This is a genomic window from Rummeliibacillus pycnus (genome assembly GCF_044359855.1).
GTDB lineage: Bacteria > Bacillota > Bacilli > Bacillales_A > Planococcaceae > Rummeliibacillus > Rummeliibacillus pycnus_A.
The window spans coordinates 2092449-2112973 of the sequence record NZ_CP132291.1 but is presented as its reverse complement, the minus strand read 5'-3'; the positions used below and the strand labels follow the sequence as shown (position 1 = coordinate 2112973).

At 36.7% G+C, this 20525-nt stretch carries 20 protein-coding genes; 16 read left to right on the top strand and 4 right to left on the bottom strand.

Translation table 11 applies throughout. From position 1 onward, the window contains the following. The first annotated feature begins 34 nt into the window (after positions 1–34). Genes gatC through gatB form a run of 3 tightly spaced genes read left to right on the top strand, consistent with a single transcriptional unit; the run spans position 35 to position 3241 of the window. The gene (gatC, locus tag Q8X41_RS10330) at positions 35–328 is read left to right on the top strand and encodes an Asp-tRNA(Asn)/Glu-tRNA(Gln) amidotransferase subunit GatC (RefSeq protein ID WP_397540123.1); all 294 of its coding nucleotides are present in this window, start codon (positions 35–37) and stop codon (positions 326–328) included. Between the two features lie 23 nt (positions 329–351). Continuing rightward, positions 352–1812 carry an Asp-tRNA(Asn)/Glu-tRNA(Gln) amidotransferase subunit GatA gene (gatA, locus tag Q8X41_RS10325; protein ID WP_397540122.1) on the top strand — a complete coding sequence of 487 codons (1461 nt, stop codon included), beginning with the start codon at positions 352–354 and terminating at the stop codon, positions 1810–1812. Between the two features lies 1 nt (position 1813). Next, positions 1814–3241 carry an Asp-tRNA(Asn)/Glu-tRNA(Gln) amidotransferase subunit GatB gene (gene gatB / locus Q8X41_RS10320; protein ID WP_397540121.1) on the top strand — a complete coding sequence of 476 codons (1428 nt, stop codon included), beginning with the start codon at positions 1814–1816 and terminating at the stop codon, positions 3239–3241. Between the two features lie 375 nt (positions 3242–3616). On the opposite strand, the gene Q8X41_RS10315 is transcribed toward gatB, so the two are convergent. Next, positions 3617–4765: an MFS transporter gene (locus Q8X41_RS10315; RefSeq protein ID WP_397540120.1), complete on the bottom strand. Its 1149-nt coding sequence runs from the start codon at positions 4763–4765 to the stop codon at positions 3617–3619. A 145-nt stretch (positions 4766–4910) separates the two neighbouring features. Here Q8X41_RS10315 and Q8X41_RS10310 point away from each other — a divergent pair, with 145 nt between their 5' ends. Next, the gene (locus tag Q8X41_RS10310) at positions 4911–5471 is read left to right on the top strand and encodes a thioredoxin family protein (protein ID WP_397540119.1); all 561 of its coding nucleotides are present in this window, start codon (positions 4911–4913) and stop codon (positions 5469–5471) included. A gap of 199 nt (positions 5472–5670) precedes the next feature. Then, positions 5671–6588 carry a diacylglycerol kinase gene (locus Q8X41_RS10305; RefSeq protein WP_397540118.1) on the top strand — a complete coding sequence of 306 codons (918 nt, stop codon included), beginning with the start codon at positions 5671–5673 and terminating at the stop codon, positions 6586–6588. Between the two features lie 69 nt (positions 6589–6657). Here Q8X41_RS10305 and Q8X41_RS10300 read toward each other — a convergent pair whose 3' ends face one another. Continuing rightward, positions 6658–7050 carry a hypothetical protein gene (locus Q8X41_RS10300; RefSeq protein WP_397540246.1) on the bottom strand — a complete coding sequence of 131 codons (393 nt, stop codon included), beginning with the start codon at positions 7048–7050 and terminating at the stop codon, positions 6658–6660. Positions 7051–7465: 415 nt separating this feature from the next. Between Q8X41_RS10300 and Q8X41_RS10295 the strand changes: the two genes are divergently transcribed. The 5 genes from Q8X41_RS10295 (at position 7466) to Q8X41_RS10275 (ending at position 12391) form a co-directional block, all read left to right on the top strand. Further along, entirely contained in the window at positions 7466–8812 is a 1347-nt protein-coding gene (locus Q8X41_RS10295; protein WP_397540117.1) for a cytochrome ubiquinol oxidase subunit I, read from the top strand. Continuing rightward, a complete protein-coding gene (locus Q8X41_RS10290) occupies positions 8809–9834 on the top strand; it encodes a cytochrome d ubiquinol oxidase subunit II (protein ID WP_397540116.1) in 1026 nt (341 codons plus the stop codon). The genes Q8X41_RS10295 and Q8X41_RS10290 overlap by 4 nt, the downstream gene beginning before the upstream one ends. Before the next feature lie 15 nt (positions 9835–9849). Continuing rightward, positions 9850–9960, top strand: a complete 111-nt coding sequence (locus Q8X41_RS10285) for a hypothetical protein (protein ID WP_397540115.1) — start codon at positions 9850–9852, stop codon at positions 9958–9960. A gap of 89 nt (positions 9961–10049) precedes the next feature. Next, a complete protein-coding gene (gene rlmD / locus Q8X41_RS10280) occupies positions 10050–11420 on the top strand; it encodes a 23S rRNA (uracil(1939)-C(5))-methyltransferase RlmD (protein WP_397540114.1) in 1371 nt (456 codons plus the stop codon). Between the two features lie 212 nt (positions 11421–11632). After that, positions 11633–12391, top strand: coding sequence for an IclR family transcriptional regulator (locus tag Q8X41_RS10275; protein WP_397540113.1), 759 nt, complete (start codon positions 11633–11635; stop codon positions 12389–12391). Positions 12392–12431: 40 nt separating this feature from the next. Here the strand turns inward: Q8X41_RS10275 and Q8X41_RS10270 are convergent, their stop codons facing one another. Next, positions 12432–13430: a biotin-dependent carboxyltransferase family protein gene (locus Q8X41_RS10270; RefSeq protein ID WP_397540112.1), complete on the bottom strand. Its 999-nt coding sequence runs from the start codon at positions 13428–13430 to the stop codon at positions 12432–12434. Positions 13431–13441: 11 nt separating this feature from the next. After that, on the bottom strand, positions 13442–14161 hold the full coding sequence (gene pxpB, locus Q8X41_RS10265) for a 5-oxoprolinase subunit PxpB (RefSeq protein WP_397540111.1): 720 nt from the start codon (positions 14159–14161) through the stop codon (positions 13442–13444). Between the two features lie 285 nt (positions 14162–14446). Between pxpB and Q8X41_RS10260 the strand changes: the two genes are divergently transcribed. The 6 genes from Q8X41_RS10260 (at position 14447) to thpR (ending at position 20384) form a co-directional block, all read left to right on the top strand. Further along, a complete protein-coding gene (locus Q8X41_RS10260) occupies positions 14447–15211 on the top strand; it encodes a LamB/YcsF family protein (RefSeq protein ID WP_397540110.1) in 765 nt (254 codons plus the stop codon). A 4-nt stretch (positions 15212–15215) separates the two neighbouring features. Next, a complete protein-coding gene (locus Q8X41_RS10255; protein WP_397540109.1) occupies positions 15216–16469 on the top strand; it encodes an NRAMP family divalent metal transporter in 1254 nt (417 codons plus the stop codon). A gap of 62 nt (positions 16470–16531) precedes the next feature. Next, positions 16532–17323, top strand: a complete 792-nt coding sequence (locus Q8X41_RS10250) for a putative hydro-lyase (protein WP_397540108.1) — start codon at positions 16532–16534, stop codon at positions 17321–17323. A gap of 541 nt (positions 17324–17864) precedes the next feature. Then, positions 17865–19286, top strand: a complete 1422-nt coding sequence (locus Q8X41_RS10245; RefSeq protein WP_397540107.1) for an alanine/glycine:cation symporter family protein — start codon at positions 17865–17867, stop codon at positions 19284–19286. Between the two features lie 214 nt (positions 19287–19500). Beyond that, on the top strand, positions 19501–19746 hold the full coding sequence (locus Q8X41_RS10240) for a hypothetical protein (RefSeq protein ID WP_397540106.1): 246 nt from the start codon (positions 19501–19503) through the stop codon (positions 19744–19746). A gap of 65 nt (positions 19747–19811) precedes the next feature. Beyond that, on the top strand, positions 19812–20384 hold the full coding sequence (thpR, locus tag Q8X41_RS10235) for an RNA 2',3'-cyclic phosphodiesterase (protein WP_397540105.1): 573 nt from the start codon (positions 19812–19814) through the stop codon (positions 20382–20384). Positions 20385–20525: the final 141 nt, after the last annotated feature.

Below are 20525 nucleotides of genomic sequence, written 5' to 3'. Positions count from 1 at the left end.
ATCGGTATGGTTATCGATTTCGGAGGTGTGAAAAATGGCAAAACTTTCAAAAGAAGAGGTTAAGCACGTAGCAAATCTTGCTCGTCTAGCAATCACAGAAGAAGAAGCAGAAAAATTTGCTGCTCAACTGGGTGCAATTACTGACTTTGCTGAGCAATTAAATGAATTAGATACAACAAATGTAGAACCTACAACTCACGTATTACCTTTAGTCAACGTATTACGAGAAGACGTAGCAGCTAAAGGCTTAGATCGCGAAGTTATGATGAAAAACGTCAAAGAACAACAAGATGGCTTAGTCAAAGTACCACCAATCATTACAGAATAAGACTCTAGTAAGGAGGGACAAGAATGTCACTATTCAAAAAATCAGCGGTAGAATTACAAGAGCTATTACATAGCAAAGAAATCACAATCGCTGACTTAGCACAAGAAGCATACAACCGCATCGATGCAGTTGATGGCGAAGTAGGTGCATTTTTAGCACTAGATAAAGAAAACGCATTAGCACAAGCAAAAGAAATGGATGCAGTGCCATTTGAAAATCGTGGACCACTTTACGGTTTACCAATCGGGGTAAAAGATAATATCGTTACAGAAGGATTAGAAACAACTTGTGCTTCTAAAATCCTAGAAGGCTTCAACCCAATTTACAATGCAACAGTTGTTAACAAATTAAAAGAAGCTGGTATGGTAACAATCGGTAAATTGAACATGGATGAGTTTGCAATGGGTTCTGCAAATGAAAACTCTGCGATCAAACCAGTTCACAACCCTTGGAACTTTGCTCATGTACCAGGTGGTTCTTCAGGTGGTTCAGCAGCCGCTGTAGCAGCAGGAGAAGTACCATTCTCACTTGGTTCTGATACAGGTGGTTCAATTCGTCAACCAGCAGCATACTGTGGTGTTGTAGGTATGAAGCCAACATATGGTCGCGTATCTCGTTTTGGATTAGTTGCATTTGCATCTTCTTTAGACCAAATTGGACCAATTACTCGTAATGTACGTGACAATGCTTTATTACTTGAAGCAATCGCAGGCGTTGACGAACATGATTCAACTTCAGCAAATGTAGAGGTACCTCACTATGTTGACCAATTAACTGGTGACATTAAAGGACTTAAAATTGCTGTACCAAAAGAATACTTAGCTGAAGGTGTTAGCGATGCTTCACGTCAATCAGTATTAAATGCAATCGAAAAATTAAAAGAACTAGGTGCTACAGTTGATGAAGTATCACTTCCGCACTCAAAATATGCACTAGCTGCTTACTATATCTTATCTTCTTCTGAAGCATCTTCTAACCTTTCTCGTTTCGATGGTATCCGTTATGGTTATCGTGCTGAAGCAGATAACTTAGATGAACTTTACACGAAAACTCGTGCTGAAGGCTTCGGAGATGAAGTAAAACGTCGTATCATGCTTGGTACTTACTCATTATCAGCAGGTACTTATGATGCTTATTACAAAAAAGCACAACAAGTTCGTACATTAATCAAACAAGACTTCGATAAAGTATTCGAAGAGTATGATGTAATCGTTGGACCAACATCTCCAACACCTGCATTCAAACTTGGTGAAAACCTCGATGATCCGATGACAGTGTACGCTAACGATATTTTAACTGTTCCTATTAACCTTGCTGGTGTACCTGCTATCTCAATCCCATGTGGTTTTGACAATGGTCTTCCATTAGGTTTACAAATTATTGGTAAATACTTCGAAGAAGGCACAGTTTACCGCGTGGCAGATGCATTCGAACGTGCTACAGACTTCAACGAAAAAACGCCTCAAACTTGGGAGGTAAAATAATATGAACTACGAAACAGTCATTGGTTTAGAAGTACACGTTGAGTTAAAAACTCAATCTAAAATCTTCTCACCATCACCAAATAAATTCGGTTCAGAACCAAACACTAATACTTCTGTAATCGACCTTGGTTACCCAGGTGTACTACCTGTCGTAAACAAAGAAGTTGTCAATTTTGCGATGCGTGCTGCTCTTGCACTAAATATGGATATCAACCAACATACAAAATTTGACCGTAAAAACTACTTCTATCCTGATAATCCGAAAGCTTACCAAATTTCACAATTCGATAAACCAATCGGTGAAAATGGTTGGATCGAAATTGAAGTAGGTGGCGAGAAAAAACGTATCGGAATCACTCGTATCCACATGGAAGAAGATGCTGGTAAATTAACTCACGGCAAAAATTCTTCATTAGTCGATTACAACCGTCAAGGTACTCCTTTAGTTGAAATCGTATCTGAACCAGATATGCGTACTCCTGAAGAAGCTTATGCTTACCTTGAAAAACTAAAAGCCATTATCCAATACACAGGTGTTTCAGACGTACGTATGGAAGAAGGCTCACTACGTTGTGATGCCAACATCTCAATTCGTCCTTATGGTCAAGATGAATTCGGTACAAAAGCTGAATTGAAAAACTTAAACTCATTCAGCTTTGTACGTAAAGGTCTTGAATATGAAGAACAACGTCAAGCTGCAGTATTAAATGCTGGCGGCGAAATCAAACAAGAAACTCGTCGTTTTGATGAAAAAACAGGTAAAACAATCTTAATGCGTGTTAAAGAAGGAACAGACGATTACCGTTACTTCCCAGAACCAGACTTAGTTGATATCGTAATCGACGATGCATGGTTAGAACGTGAAAAAGCGATGATTCCTGAGCTTCCAGATGCGCGTAAAGAACGTTATGTATCTGAATTTGGCCTACCAGCTTACGATGCACATGTATTAACACTTTCTAAAGAAACAGCTGATTTCTTTGAAGGAACTGTAGCTGCAGGTGCGGATGCAAAACTTTCATCTAACTGGTTAATGGGTGAAGTTTCGGCTTATTTAAATGCTGAACAAAAAGAACTTTCAGAAACAGCACTTACTCCAGAAGGACTTGCTGGCATGGTGAAATTAATCACTGCTGGCACAATCTCTTCTAAAATCGCTAAAAAAGTATTCAAAGAACTTGTTACAAATGGCGGCGACGCTGAGAAAATCGTTAAAGAAAAAGGCCTTGTTCAAATCTCTGATGAAGGCGCACTTCTTAAAATGGTTACAGAAGTTCTTGATAACAACGCTCAATCAATCGAAGACTTCAAAAACGGTAAAGACCGTGCAATTGGCTTCTTAGTAGGTCAAATTATGAAGGCTTCTCGTGGACAAGCTAACCCACAAATGATTAACAAACTTTTATTAGAAGAAATCCAAAAACGCTAATCAACAGCTATTTAGAGTTAGAGCCAACAATTTTTTGTTGGCTCTATTTTTTAACCTTTTTACTCGCTTTTTGTGGAAAATACTCGCGGATTCGGGAATTGTATTCAACGAATAATGCTATTTATGTCTTCTTATCAAATATAAAAAAGCGGGCCTGTTTTGAAAAGTCGTTTACCGATTTTTCAAACAGACCCTTATTTATTGCTTACTTTGACAAGTAAGTTTCGTTTTTTATCCAATATACTCGCGGATTTATCTAAAATTGGTCTTTTTGACATTAAGCTTGTTTTGCGAAATAAAGTTATCTAAAGAGTTTAGCTTTGTGAAAGGCATGATGAAACAATAACTTCAAACAATCAAATTTAGTATACCTAGCTATTCAGAAATACTTTTCTTATTTCGAAGTAATAATCCCACTCCAAAGACCCCTGCTATAAATGAAATTCCCGCAATGGTGTAATAGAAAATATGACCACCATAAGCATTATAAAGAAATCCACCAACAGATGAAGAAATAATGCCTGAGATTCCAAAGAACAATAATGCTAATACTGTTTGTCCCGTTGCACGCCATTCGCGAGGGACAATTTGATATAAATATTGAATTGCCGCTGTGTAATAGATTGGGAATGTTAACATTTGAAGCGATTGAATCGTAGCAAGTAAAATTGGACTATCCACTAATCCGGATAAGAAGAATCGCAATGCATAACAGAAAATCGCAAATGTTATAATAAGCAATTCTTTTCCCTTACGTAACCACCAATAGCTAAGTGCAAATACGACAATCTCACTAGCCGCAGAGATGAAAAATGAAATTCCAACAAGTGAAGTATCGCCACCTAATGTATCCATATGTATACCTAAAAAAGTATCATTCATACGTGCAGGAATTGAGCTAATAAAGATTAATATTAAAAATAATATCATTTCTTTATTCGTTAAAACTTTCTTCAAACCATCAATTGTGACAGGTGTAGATGAGGTAGGTGCATCAGGAAGCTTCCACATAATGATAAAACATATGACACCAAGGAGAACGAAAAGAATAGAAATGCTATTCATACCAAACCATTTCATAACATAGCCAACGATTAATGATAAAACAGCATAGCCAAGTGCACCATATGTACGTACAGATCCATAACTAGTACCTGCAGCTTCGGTCATTGTATAGTTCAAACTTTCTGTTAAAGGATCTAACGGCATTAAGAAAAAGTAAACGAGCATAGCAGCAGCGACTAGCCCCCAAAAGCTACTCATATTAAATAATAGAAAACCACAAATAGCAGTCATGAAGATTAATAAGAGCATAACCTTTCGCAATGTTTTCGTTTTATCACTAATCATTCCCCATAAAGGTTGCGCAATAATTGTGACAAAACCACCTGCTCCAATAATCAGACCAACTTCACTTGTAGACAATCCTTGTCCTTTTAAAAATAAAGGTAAGAATGGAATGAAAAGAGCTAATAAACCAAAAAACAAAAAGTTATGTCCTTTTAAAAGACTTTGAACATTCAACGGATTTCATTCCTTTCTTGATATCTTTGAATAATACTACAGAAATATTTGTTCACAAACAAATGATGGAATTTTCAAACTCTTAAGCTTGTAGCTTTGCGAAAAAAATGAGAACCTATTACACTGATAGAAGGAGGGATTTAATATGAAAACAGAGCAGCAATATTTTAAAGAAGGTCTTCCCATCAAAGATTACATGGAACAAATGACAGCATTAAAAGAAGAAAGCTTTAATGTTTATAGTAATTTCCAATTGCCACAGGATGAACATTTTCTATCTTTATTGAACGAAAAAAAGCCACATATATTAGCCATTACAGAAGATTGGTGTGGAGATGCGATGATGAACAACCCGATAATTCGTCGCATTGCTGAAGAGGCAGATTTGGAGGTAAGAGCAGTATTCCGCGATCAAAATTTAGAACTGATTGATCAATATTTAACGAATGGTGGCCGTTCTATTCCAGTCTATCTCTTTTTAAATGATGAAGGAAATGTTATTGGTAAATGGGGACCTCGTGCACCGCAGTTGCAAGAATATGTATTAAAAAAGAAAAGCGAACTGCCAGCACAGGATGATCCAACATTTGCAGATAAGCAAAAGGCATTATTTGCAGGTATTACAGAAGAAAATGCAACAAATGAACAATTCTGGGGATGGGTCTATGAAGATATTAGTAGAGCACTTATTTTAGCGCTTTCGTAACATGGAGATTTGCAGTACATGTCTACTTCGGTATAAAATATATGAAGGTCCATAATTAAAACGAATTCCACAGAACGGCTGCCTCTAAACTTATACGAAACGAGACAGCCTGTTTTCTGCATTTTATAGTAAGGGAACAATTTCTTAAAGAGTTCGTTAACATATATATTAGAAATATCGAGAGTAGGAAGGTATAACTATGAAGCGAGCACGTATCATTTATAATCCAACTTCAGGTCGCGAAGTTTTCAAAAAACACTTACCTGAAGTATTAGCAAAATTAGAAGTTGCAGGCTACGAAACATCTTGTCATGCGACAACATGTGAAGGCGATGCAACTACTGCTGCTAAAGATGCAGTCGAAAGAGAATTTGATATCATCATCGCTGTAGGTGGTGACGGTACTTTAAATGAAGTCGTCGCAGGTGTTAGTGAATTTGAAGATAGACCAAAAATCGGATTAATTCCGATGGGAACTACAAATGATTTTGCCCGTGCAGTACGTATTCCACGCGACATTGACAAAGCGGTTGATATTATTATTGCGGGCGATAGCATTCCTGTAGATGTTGGTCGTGTAAATGATCGCTATTTTATCAATATTGCTGGTGGGGGGCGCATTACCGAACTAACTTACGAAGTGCCAAGTAAACTAAAAACGGTATTAGGCCAACTTGCATATTATTTAAAGGGTATTGAAATGTTACCATCCATCAAAGCAACTAAGATGCGTATTGAATATGACGGAAAAGTTTTTGACGATGAAGCAATGATGGTGCTAATCGCTTTAACGAATTCAGTTGGTGGATTTGAAAAACTTGCTCCGGATGCGAGTCTTAATGATGGATTATTTTCTGTGTTTATCTTGAAAAAATGTAATGTAGCAGATTTTGTGAAAATCGTTACGCTTGCAAGTAGAGGAGAACATATGAAAGATTCTCATATCATTTATGCGAAGGCAAAGGAACTGAAGATCACATCGGATGAAAAAATACAACTAAACTTAGATGGTGAATACGGTGGTGATGCACCAGCAGATTTTATAAACCTAAAACGTCATATTGAATTGTTTGTGCCAATTAATGAAATTCGTGAAATCGATCGAATAGAGGATTAAATGTAAGATACAAAAGGCTAGAAAGTGTATGAAACACTTTCTAGCCTTTTTGCATTTTCATTTTTAACCTTATTCGTTGTAGCTAGAATCATATTGCCGAATGTGTATAAGAGGCGCCTGCAGTAGCAACTGCGATGGTTTTTTCAATTTAACTGATAGAGGTCCCTCTTTTAAAGCGTTGTTGCTAAAGTGAGCATAATTCTTAAAGGCTTCAGCATCTTTGCCAAGTTGTGCAAGATATTTTAAATTTGAACGCTTATATAAATCCTCATCTGAATTATCTTTGAGTGCATTGCACATATTAGTACTATGTGTTACTCCACTACCAGCTTCTACTACAGTGTTACATAAGCAGCTTCCATTAATTCTTGAAGTGAAGTGTCTAGGTAAGTATTTAGCGTTATTTGTATGTTTATCAATGCAGTAAGGGCATTTCGTAACATGTGCAACGACAACAACAATAATTTCTTTTTCCTTTTAGATAAAAACCCTTCTTTAAAAATTGAAGAACTAAATTCTAAAATAGCCTCGTCTTGTTCTAGAACAACATGGTCTTGTAGCTGCTGTGGGTTTTTATATTTTCCTTTTTGAATATGGTGAGGTAGACATTTATTAATTATAAATAACGTAATTTTTTGAGTAGATTTCACAGCGTTCATGATTTTTATATTTTCCCCATATCTTAATCGTGAATACGTCCTTAATTTGTCAAGAATAGAGGTAAGAAAGTATTTTTTCGTGCGTATATTACGAAGTGAAGGAGAGAATCATGTATAAACAACACGAGAAAAAGTTGATTTGGACTAGTTTTATTGTTGCGGGCATTATGCTGATATCGATCTTAGGGAGAATTTTTGGACATTAAGGAGGTTTAAGAATGATTAATGATCATGCGGTTTTTTTTAGCCGCCTTTTAACAGAGGCTACTTTAACATTTCATATTATTTACGCCACAATTGGTGTCGGTGTTCCGTTAATGATAATGATTGCTCAGTGGATCGGTATCAAAAAGAAGGATGAACACTATATTTTGCTAGCTAGACGTATTGCAAGAGGTTTTGTCATTACTGTAGCGGTCGGTGTCGTTACAGGTACAGCGATTGGATTACAATTATCTCTTTTATGGCCAAATTTTATGCAGTTGGCTGGTAATGTAATTGCTTTACCACTCTTTATGGAAACTTTCGCCTTCTTCTTTGAAGCCATTTTCTTAGGTATTTACTTATATACTTGGGATCGCTTCGAAAATCAAAAGAAACATTTCTTATTATTAATCCCCGTCGCTGTTGGTGCTTCTATGTCAGCTATCTTTATCACAATGGTCAATGCTTTCATGAATGCGCCACGAGGATTTGAAATAGTCGATGGGCAGTTAGTAAACATTCAACCGCTTGTAGCGATGTTCACCCCAGCTATGCCGACAAAAGTGGGTCACGTGTTACTTACAGCTTATATGACTACGGCATTTGTGTTAGCAGCTATTGCTGCATTCAGAATGTTAAAAGGCTCTAATCATGTGTATCACAAAAAATCATTGTACTTATTCATGAAACTCGGTTTAGTGTTTTCAATTGGAACTGCTGTGGTCGGGGATTTCTCTGCAAAATATTTAGTAGAGTATCAACCAGAAAAATTAGCGGCTGCCGAATGGCATTTTGAAACAGAAGAAGGTGCGTCGCTACTGGTGTTCGGTATTCGGGATGGGGAAGAAGTAAAATATGCTATCCGAATTCCATACGCTTTAAGTTTTTTAGCACATTACAACCCATTTTCAGAGGTGACAGGGTTAAATGAGTTCCCAAAAGATGAAACACCGCCACTTTATATACATTTCTTATTTGACTTAATGGTTACAATTGGCTTCTTCATGGTTGGCGTTTCAGCTGTATATGTGATTGGTAAGTTAAGAAGATGGCGTTTTATCCATTCAAGATGGTTCCGATGGATCGTGGTTGTTGGTGGCCCATTATCTGTTATTGCGATTGAAGCGGGCTGGTGGTTAGCAGAAGTTGGGCGACAACCGTGGATTTTAGTGCATTATATGAAAGTAGCAGAAGCGGCTACTTCTAGTCAGCACGTCGATTTAATGTTACTGCTATTCTGCCTGGTGTATCTGATCCTTGGAATCGGCAGTGTTGTGGTATTACGGCGTATGTTCAAAAAGAATCCGATTGAACGGGAAATTGCAGATCGTCATGCTGAAAAGGATGGTGGTATTTCATGAGTTTAGAAGTACTTGGTATCTCCGTATTGTGGTTATTTTTATTCGGTTATTTGATTATCGGTTCAATTGATTTTGGTGCAGGATTCTTTAATGCATATAGCTTGCTAATTGGTAAAAAACATATTTTAACAAATATTATCCAACGTTATTTATCACCAGTATGGGAAATTACCAATGTATTTTTAGTATTCTTCTTTGTTGGGGTTGTCGGGTTCTTCCCTAAAACAGCTTACTTCTATGGCACAACTTTACTGGTACCCGCAAGTATAGCACTTGTATTACTAGCTATTCGAGGAAGCTACTATGCATTTGAATCATATGGTTCAAGGGGGCATAAAGGTTATTCCTTCATGTATGGCATGGCAGGACTGTTAATACCGGCATCATTATCTGTAGTATTGACAATTTCTGAAGGTGGTTTTGTGACAATTACCGATAATCAGCCTGTACTCGATTATGGGGCATTATTTACGAGTTCATTGACATGGAGTATTGTTGTGCTAGCGTTAGCAGCCGTTCTTTATATCTCCGCTACATTTCTTACTTGGTATGCAAATGCAGCAGGGGATAGAGAAGCAACGGAGTTATTACGGAAATATGCACTTATTTGGGCTGTACCATTAGCTATTTCGGTAGTTGGGATTATGGTAGAGCTACGAAAGCATAATATAGAACATTTTAACAGAATGATTGATTTTTGGTACTTATTTGCCATTTCAGCCGTTATGTTTGTTATTACTGTTGGGTGTTTAAGTATAAAACGCAATTATGGCCTTGCAGTATGGCTTTTGATTGGGCAATTTGCATTTGCATTCTTTGGCTATGGCATATCACATTATCCATACTTGCTTTATCCATTCCTTACTTTATACGATTCATTTACAAATCAGGCGATGGCAATTTCTTTAGTAGTTGTATTTGTTCTAGGGCTCTTGTTACTAATTCCATCATTGTATTTAGTACTGAAATTGTTTTTATTCGATAAGGATTATGTACGAGGTAAAGGAGATCACCATGCTTAAAGGGGGAAAAGCCAAATGGAACACTTTCTTATTTTCTATGGACCATTTATTGTAGTAATTGTCGCAATTGTCATTGGCTTTTACGTTGCTTCAAAAGATGGAGCAGTAACCAAAGATGAAAAATAAAAAGGAGTCCAAGGGCAATCATATGCTCTTGGATTTTTTCTTTGCTTGTGTCATGTTACAATAGAAGAACTGAAACGGAGGATGCACGAATGACAGCACCAGTAAAGAAAAATGACCGATTATCGGTTTATATAGAAGATTTAACACATGACGGGGCAGGCGTCGCAAAAGTAGATGGCTATCCGCTCTTTATCCAAGGCGGACTTCCTGATGAAAAAGCAGAAGTTCATGTTTTAAAAACATTAAAAAACTATGGCTTTGCAAAAATCATCCATATTGAAGAATCTTCACCAGATCGAGTAGAAGCACCATGTCCCATATTTTCACAATGTGGTGGTTGCCAACTACAACACCTTTCTTATGAAGGACAAATGAAATGGAAAGAAAAGATGGTTCGTGATGTTATGAAGCGAATCGGCAAAATCGATGTACCGGTTCATCCAGTAAAAGGGATGGATAACCCATGGAATTATCGAAACAAAGCTCAAATCCCATTTGGTTTAAACGGTGATGTGCCAATTGCAGGATTTTATAAAACAAAATCACACGCTATTGTTGATACAGAACGTTGCCTCATTCAAACACCAGAAGCAGATGCAATTTTGGAAGGATTAAAACCACAACTTTGGAAACTGGGCATTAAACCATATAACGAAGAAACAAAACAAGGGATGCTACGTCACGTTGTCGTTCGTAAAGCACGGGCAACAGATGAAGTGATGATTGTACTCGTTACAAAAAAACGTAAATTCCCACAAGCAGAAGAAGCGATTGCACTCATCCGCAAGCTTGTCCCGAATGTAAAATCCATTATGCAAAACATTAATACCGAAACAACAAACGTGATCTTCGGCAATGAAACCATCAACCTATGGGGACAAGATACAATTGAAGATCATATTGGTGACGTACGTTTTGAAATTTCAGCTCGTTCATTCTATCAAGTAAACCCAATTCAAACTGAAGTTTTGTACAAACAAGCATTAGACTATGCACAACTTACAGGTAAAGAAACAGTCATCGATGCTTATTGCGGTATCGGTACTATCTCACTATTCATGGCGAAAAAAGCGAAATACGTAATGGGCGTCGAAATTGTCCCACAAGCAATAGAAGATGCGAAGCGCAACGCTAAACTAAACAGCCTAAACAACACATACTTCGAAGCAGGGCCAGCAGAAGAAGTTATCCCACGCTGGTACAAAGAAGGCAAAACAGCAGACGTCCTCATGGTAGACCCACCGAGAAAAGGCTGCGACGAAGCGTTGTTAAAGACGATTTTAGAACAACGTCCAAAACGAATTGTTTATGTATCATGTAATCCCGCTACACTAGCGAGGGATTTACGGATTCTTGAAGATGGCGGATATAAGACACAGGAAGTTCAGCCTGTGGATATGTTTCCGCATACGGCACATGTTGAGTGTGTCTCTCAACTTATTTTAAAAGAAGATAACTAATGCTTATTTAAGAAGGCAACATCCTACAAGGTTGTTGTTTTCTTTTGCATTTGAAGAGAATTTTCAAAGGCATAGTAATATGAAATTTCTCCGCTTTCGGATTCAATTTTTCATTGTTCGAGTTTCTTTTTTTAAAATTAATGTATATTTGGGATAAGATAGATTATGATTAGATTGATTAAAGCTTGTAACGAAAGGAAGACAAACCTGAATTGACAAATAAAAATAAAACGGTTGTCCGTTCAATGGACATATTAAATCTATTTATCGATTATACTGAACTGTCATTTCAAGAAATAATTGAGTTATCAGGAATTCCTAAAACCTCTGTTTTCCGCATGTTAAAATCTTTAGAGGAGATGGAATTTTTAGAAAAGGGAACTGATGCAAAATATCGGTTGGGTATTCTCTTCCTTAAATTTGGACATCTAGTTTCAATGCGCCTGGATGTGCGGAAAATTGCATATCCAATTATGAATGAGTTACATAATGATATAAAAGAAGCGATTAATTTAATTGTTCGAGATGGTCACGAAGCTATTTATATCGAGAAAGTGGATACGAAGCAAAAAGTTCGACTCTATACAGCAATCGGTAGAAAAAGTCCTCTTTATGCAGGGGCATGTTCTCGTGCTATCTTATCCTTTTTACCGGATACTGAAATAAAAAAATATCTCGAATCGATAGAACTTACATCGTTTGCCACGGGGACCATTACTGATAAGGATAAACTTTATGAAACTATTGTGCAGGCGAGAGAACTTGGTTATACAATCAGCCATTCAGAATTAGAAAACTATACATCTGCTATTGCTGCACCGATTTTCGATCATAAAGGAGAAGTCATTGCAGGTATGAGTATCGCAGGACTGGAGGCCAATTATCAAGGGGGAAATGTTGAAATCTTGGTTGAGAAACTAAAGAAGGCTACAGCAGAGATTTCTAAACAGATGGGCTATGAACAGCATTAAGAAAGAGGCGCCTCTTGTCAGAATGGTGCCTCTTTTTTACTCACATTTGTTGTAACCTTTTTAAACGGAGTCCAAATGCCAACTCATTTAGTTCTTTATCTTGATGAATTAATGCACATTGAGCTTCTTCAAGAGTGACCTCTTTAAAATATACACGATCATTTGCTTGCATTTGAGCTAATGAAGGTAAATCTGCGGAAATTACTTGGCCAATTTTAGGGTATCCACCAGTGGTTTGTCGATCCGCCATCAAAATAATTGGTTGTCCATTGGAGGGCATTTGAATCGTTCCAAATGTAACCCCTTCAGATAATAATTCAAATGGCTCTTTTAATTGGATTGCCTCTCCTTCCAATCGATAGCCCATTCGATCTGCGTGTGTTGTGATGGTGTAAGGAGTTGAAAAGAATTTTTTAAAATTTTCCTCATTAAAATGCTGATATTCAGAACCTCGTATTATACGGATTGTTTGAGTTTTCTTAAATGTAACAAAAGATGGGTAATAAACTGACCAGGGAAGGTTTGTTGTCTCCTCTTGTAATTGATTAAAAAGATCCTCTCCTAATTCTGTTCGTTTCTCACATTCAAAGACATCATTCTTTTGCAATTTTCTTCCTTGAAAGCCACCAATCCCAGCACGTAAGTAGGTGCTTTTACTGCTCATCACTTTTGGTACTTGAATTCCACCACCAAATGATACATATGCCCGGCAGCCACTAATCGCGGCATTAAATTTTAAAACGGATCCTTTTCGAATCAAAAGTGGTCGCCACATTGGTACTTGAATTCCATCTATTGAAGGTTGTAAATTACCACCTGTAATCGCAATCAGTTCATCACTTTCAAATAAAAGGGTAGTTCCATAAAGTGTCACCTCAAGCGCTCCTTCTCCTTCCGAATTTCCAACAAGTAAATTCGCAATTCGTAAGGAAATTGAATCCATCGCTCCCCCTACGATAACACCAAACTTCTGTAGTCCGTATCTTCCTAGGTCTTGAATGGTTGCCAACATACCTGGCTGTAATACCTTTATTCCCATGATTCCATCTCCTAATCCATCTTATAACGTTCCATTGAAATTGGTACAAATTGAATTCGATCGCCTGGTTGTAATAAGGTTGGAGGAGATTGATCAGGTAGAAACAATTGAGAAGGTGTTCGTCCGATAATTTGCCATCCACCTGGAGTTTCTAAAGGGTAAATCCCTGTTTGATTTCCCGCAATTCCAACAGATCCAGGAGCAATTGCTAAACGTGGAGTTTCTTTGCGCGGTGTTGCAATTTGTTTGTTCATTCCCCCCATAAAAGGAAAGCCTGGAGCAAAACCTATCATGTAAACAAGATATTCCGCAGAAGAGTGAATTTTAATGACTTCACTAGGTGTTAAACCATTATAAGATGCTACAAATTCTAAATCTGGTCCCATTTCACCACCATAAACTACAGGAATCTTTACAACACGTTCCTTTGGCATTTCAATTATGTGAGATTGGTTCATTAAAGAAAGAATTTTTGTTTTCACATTTTCGTAAGGTATTTCGACTCCTTTTTCTAAATTTGAAAAGTATACATCAATTGGATTGTAATAAACGGTCACACTATTATAGGCAGGTACTGCCTCAATGAATCCTTGAAATGGATGAATTTCTAGTAAATTCAATATATTTTGCACTTTTTTTTGTATTGCCTCATTAATCCCTTCACCCACTTGAATGACAAGTGCAGAATCGCCCAAAGGTCTTATCTGTACATTCTCTTTTAAATTCAGCATGAAAACCATCTCCTGAAGTTTCAAAATTCGGTATTTAAGTTTTAAATAACGGATTATTATCATTATAATTTAACAATAAGCAAAAACAAGTTTAATTTAAACGAAAATTATAAAAAATATATTTTTTCTAAAAAATTAAAATTCAATCTTTCCAGCAATATTAAATTATGCTAAAATATTTTTAAATTATTTTTAAATTTCAAAACTTTAATTCCGAATATCGGTACAAAAATATTTGTGAATGAATTTAGTTTAACTTTAGGGGAAAGAAGAAGGGGGAAGAAGATGTTTCGTGTTGATTTAAACTGTGATTTAGGGGAAAGTTTTGGTCGTTATCGACTTGGAGAGCAAGAGGAAATTTTAAAATATGTAACATCTGCTAATATTGCTTGTGGTTTCCATAGTGGGGATCCAACGGTTATGCGAGAAACAGTCAAGCTAGCCATTGCCAATGGTGTGAAAATTGGGGCACATCCAGGATTACCAGATTTAAATGGATTTGGGCGACGAGAGATGAACATTACACCTCAGGAAGCCTATGATATGGTCATTTATCAAGTTGGGGCATTGCAAGGGTTTCTAACAATCTTCAATGAGACTATGCAACATGTTAAGCCACATGGAGCACTTTATAATATGGCTGCTAAAAATCCAGCCATTGCCGAGGCAATCGCACAAGCTATTTATGATATCTCACCTTCACTTGTGTTATTTGGTCTCTCTGGAAGTGAATTAACAAAAGCCGGAGAAAAAATAGGTATTAAAACAGTTCATGAAGTGTTTGCAGATCGTACCTATCAGTTGGATGGTTCTTTAACATCTCGCAAACAACCGGATGCATTGATTACGGATAAGGAACAAGCTATTCATCAGGTTGTGAAAATGGTGAAAGAAGGAAAGGTGCTGTCACAGCAGCAAATAGAAGTGCTATTACAGGTAGATACAGTTTGTATTCATGGGGATGGAGAACATGCTGTAGAATTTGCAAAATATATTCATGCAAAGTTAACAGAAAATCAAATATCTGTACGTGCAATTATGGAGGGGTGATCCAATGGGAGCAAATAAAATCGATGTTAGTGTAGAAGGAATAGAGCAAAAGAAAAAAAGTAAGTTCGTTAAGAAAACAGCAAGTAAAAGTGTATTACTAGGAGCAGCCTTTTTAATGGCTACCTCATCTATCGGACCAGGTTTTTTAACACAAACAACGGTATTTACACAGCAGTTAGCTGCTAGCTTTGGGTTTGTAATTTTAATTTCATTGATTCTTGATGTTGTCGTACAGGTTAACGTTTGGCGAATCATTGCTGTTTCTGGCTTACGGGGGCAAGAGATTGCCAATAAGGTTTTGCCTGGATTAGGTGTTATCCTTGCAATCATGATTGTTATAGGTGGTTTAGCATTCAATATTGGAAACGTAGCTGGTGCTGGTCTTGGGTTAAATGCAATGCTTGGCTTAGATCCAATTACCGGGGCCGTTTTAAGTGCACTGTTTGCCATTTTTATTTTTGTCTATAAAGAAGCTGGGAAGGCAATGGACAAGGTTGCGCAAATTGCTGGTGGTGTCATGATTCTGCTCATGCTATTCGTTGCTTTTAAAACTTCACCACCGGTAGGCGAAGCGATTGTTAACAGCATTATTCCTGGGAAAATTAGCTGGTTTGCAATTGTGACTTTGGTTGGTGGATCAGTTGGAGGCTATATTACATTTGCTGGTGGCCACCGCCTTTTAGATGCGGGTATTAAAGGACAAGAATCCTTACCAGAAGTAACAAAAAGCTCTGTGACAGGGATTTTGATTACAGGCGTAATGCGTGTTGCGTTATTTTTAGCTGTTCTTGGTGTTGTTTCACAAGGTTTAGCAATTAATATGGATAATCCACCTGCATCTGTTTTCCAACTTGCAGCGGGCAATATTGGTTATCGCATGTTTGGTGTGATTATGTGGGCAGCAGCGATTACTTCTGTTGTAGGTGCGGCTTATACATCCGTTTCTTTTATTCGTTCATTCCACCCTTGGATTGAGAAACACCATAATTGGGTGATCATTGCATTTATAGTTATTTCAACAACGACTTTTGCTTTCATCGGACAGCCTGTTAATGTGTTAATTTTGGTAGGGGCATTAAATGCACTGATCTTACCAGTAGCACTTGGTACTCTATTAGTTGCTGCACACAAAAAAGAGGTTGTTGGTATGTATAAGCATCCACTTTGGTTAACTGTAACTGGAGCAATCGTAGTTGTTCTTATGGGATATCTTAGCATTATCACACTAATTGAACAGATTCCAAAATTATTTAGTTAATCTAGCAACAATCCACGAGTATCTTTCTCGTGGATTGTTAGTTTACAAGGAGTGAATTGACTATGACTATATATAGCACTCTAGAGCCAAACGAAATTCGAAAACTTATTCGAAATCAAGAAATTTCTGGGCCGACTTCTGGAATGTCAATCGGCTTTACGCAAGCAAATTTAGTGATTTTAAAGAAGGAGCATGCTTTTGATTTTCTACTTTTTTGTCAGAGAAACCCAAAGCCATGCCCGCTATTAGACGTGACAGAACCTGGATCATTTAAACCGTCTAAAATTGCAAAAAATGCAGATATTCGCAAGGACATTCCGAAATACCGTATATATCGTGATGGTATTTTTACAGGAGAAGTATTAGATATAACAGATTATTGGGAAGAGGATATGGTAGGATTTTTAATAGGTTGTAGCTTTACATTTGAAACACCGCTTCTTGAAGCAGGGATTCCAATCAGACATATTCAAGAAAACTGTAATGTACCAATGTATAAGACGAATATCCCATGCGAAAAGGCAGGCTTGTTTGAAGGACCAACTGTTGTCAGCATGCGTCCTATGAAACCAGAGGATGCGATTCGTGCAATCCAAATTACCTCACGCTTTCCAAATGTACATGGTGCACCTATTCATATCGGTAGTCCAGAACAAATAGGTATTAATGACATTTCAAAGCCAGATTTCGGTGATAAAGTGTCCATTAAGCCAGGGGAAATACCAGTATTTTGGGCTTGTGGTGTAACACCTCAAGCAGTTGCAATGGAAAGCAAACCTTCTATTATGATTACGCATGCACCAGGTCATATGCTAATTACAGATATAAAGGAAACGAGCTTAAGCATACTTTAAAATATGCTCGCAATTTATTAAATGAAGCTAAAATGCTTTAATCTGTTCGAATTCATCAAAAGTAAGCGACAAATAATGCCCAGCTAGTTATATTGTGGTCAAGCGTGTTGATTAGGATAAAATAGGAAGAATATTCTAGTGAAAATAAGAACGGATCCTTAATTGAGGAATCTGTTCTTTTTCTATTTCATGTGTTTGTATCCTCAGTGAGGCCGTACTTACTTTTGTGAAAGTAAGTTTCTCTACTTACTTAATATTTCATTGATATATTTTAAAGAGTTTTTCGAGAAATTTACTTTCTATAAAAAAATATACGAATATTTTTAAAAAAAGAAGAGTTCATAATCTTGTGTATTAAGTGACTTATCTAATAATATTTAACACTATGGTTATAGTGATATAATTGTGCAAGATGAAAATAGAAGGTCATGAAGGGTGCTTTTATTTTGTTTATCATACCTAATTTCGTAATAGAGTGGATAACTCTAAATTTACTTTTAGGTAGTTATTGAGTGTGAAAATTAAAATAGGAGGGGAATCTATGGATTGGTTTGATAGTATATTAAAGGAAGTAAATACGTTTTTATATTCGTATGTATTAATTATATTGTTAATAGGAGCGGGTCTTTTTTTTAGCATTAAAACAAAGTTTATTCAATTCCGATTACTCCCGGATATGTTTAAACTTCTTACGGAAAAAGCTCCAAAAGATAAATCGGGGAAAAAAGGGATATCCTCTTTCCAAGCCTTTACAGTCTCTGCTGCTTCTCGTATAGGGACTGGTAATATTGCAGGGGTTGCAACAGCAATCGCCATTGGAGGACCGGGTGCTGTATTTTGGATGTGGTTAGTTGCGTTAATTGGTGGCGCATCCGCACTAATTGAAAGTACACTAGCACAGGTTTATAAAGTTAAAGATCAAAGTACGGGCATGTATCGTGGTGGCCCTGCTTATTATATGGAAAAGGGTTTAAATAAAAGATGGATGGGTGTTCTTTTTGCAGTTGTTATTACGTTAACTTATGGCTTCGTTTTTAATGCTGTACAAGCAAACACAATTTCAATTGCTTTTAAGGAAAGCTTTGGTACAAATCGCGTTGTTGTTGGTGTGATATTATCCGCTTTAACTGCAATTATTGTCTTTGGTGGTTTAAAACGCATTGTAAGTGTCACTCAAATTATTGTTCCGGTTATGGCTATTGCTTATATTGCCATTGCACTGCTTGTTGTGATTTTAAATATTAAAGAACTCCCAAATGTGTTTATCCTTATTATTAAATCTGCCTTTGGATTGAAAGAGGCTTTTGCCGGAATGTTAGGGGCAGCAATCATGAATGGGATTAAACGTGGTTTATTCTCCAACGAAGCTGGTATGGGTTCTGCACCGAATGCAGCTGCAACAGCGGCAGTTACTCACCCAGTAAAGCAAGGCTTAATTCAAACATTAGGTGTATTTATCGATACATTACTAGTTTGTACTTCAACTGCAGCGATCGTATTATTAAGCGATGCATATCTTCAAACGGACGCAGCTTCAGTAAATTTAACCCAAGCATCATTAGTTGGAAATCTAGGTGATTGGGCCGGAATATTTTTAGCAGTAGCAGTATTTCTTTTTGCATTTAGTACGGTTATTGGTAACTACTATTATGGAGAAACAAATATTGGTTTTATTAAAAAATCAAAAACTGCCTTAATGGTATTCCGTATTTTTGTAGTAGCTTTTGTCATGTTTGGTTCAGTAGCAAAAGTCCAAGTTGTATGGGATTTAGCAGATCTATTTATGGCCATAATGGCGATGATTAACTTAGTCGCTATTCTGATGCTTTGGAAAGTAGCAAAACCAATTATTAACGATTATTTAACCCAGCGCAAACAAGGTAAAGACCCAGTGTTCTATAAGAAAGACGTACCAGATATTGGCGAAGTTAATTGTTGGGGCGATGAAGAAGAAAGCCGTTAAAGTATATAATAGAACGAATCCTCTACTCGGGATTCGTTTTTTTTATGCTATTAATTCAATCTTGTAGCCAATGGACAGTTTAGTTTAATAATAATGAGGAAAGTATTATTAAACAGGAGAAAAAAGTTTTTAGTAATTTATTGTGCCGGCTCGGAGCCGAAAAATGCTGTGAAATTTACGTATTCTAATATAGAAAGAAATAGGAGTGATAGATATGGCTATTTGTCCTGTATGTAATTCATTAAAAGTATTAGAAATAAATTGTCCTAACTGTGGTATTCTGTTGGAAAACGACGGAAAAGTAGCTGATTTTTTGGACCCTTATAGTCATTATGAGGATGAAGAGACTGTGAAAATGGGTGATGGATATCCAAATACGGCTAAAGATCAGATCTGTCCCCACTTAATGGTCTGTCATAATTGTGGATATGATAAGGTAGTATTTATACAAGAAGAATAGTTATGGTTTTAATAAACTGAGTATTTTGTGGGTAACTTTCATCACAAAATGAAATGAGGGCTAACATGGATCACAACGCACATTACTTTTGGGCAGTTCAATTACCGGCAAGTATTAAACAAGATATTCATGAAGAGATGAAGAATCTCAATCAAATATTTCAGTTTCAGCGTTGGGTACATATGAGCGATTATCATATCACCCTTGCATTTCTGGGATCGATGGATGAGCAAAGGCAACATGCTGTAATTGATTTAGTAAGTAACAACATAAAAGATGAAAAAGCCTTTAAGTTGCAGATTCAAGGAATCAATATTTTTGGAAATCAGAAATCACCACGAATATTTTGGGGTGCAGTCAATCACGAAAGTACATTATTTCAACTTCAAACAATTGTCCATGAAAAATGCCAGGAAGCGGGATTTACCTTGGAAACGCGTCCATATCATCCACATATAACATTGGCACGGAAGTGGAACGGCAATGATGAATTTAATATGGAGTTATTAGAAAAGTATAATCCTTTTCATGAAAAGCCTTTATCTTTTTTAGCCGATAAAATCGTGTTATATAAAACGAACCTTGAGAAGACACCAAAGTATGAACCGATTAAAACCTTTACTTTAGTAGTTGATTAAATCTATAGATTTACCCATACTAACAAAGCACAGTTCAAAATTATAACTGGTCCTCTTTTTGGGTGCAAAATTACAAATAGTAATACAAATAGGGTGTGAAATCGCATATGATTTCGTACCCTATATTTTTATAGGGATATC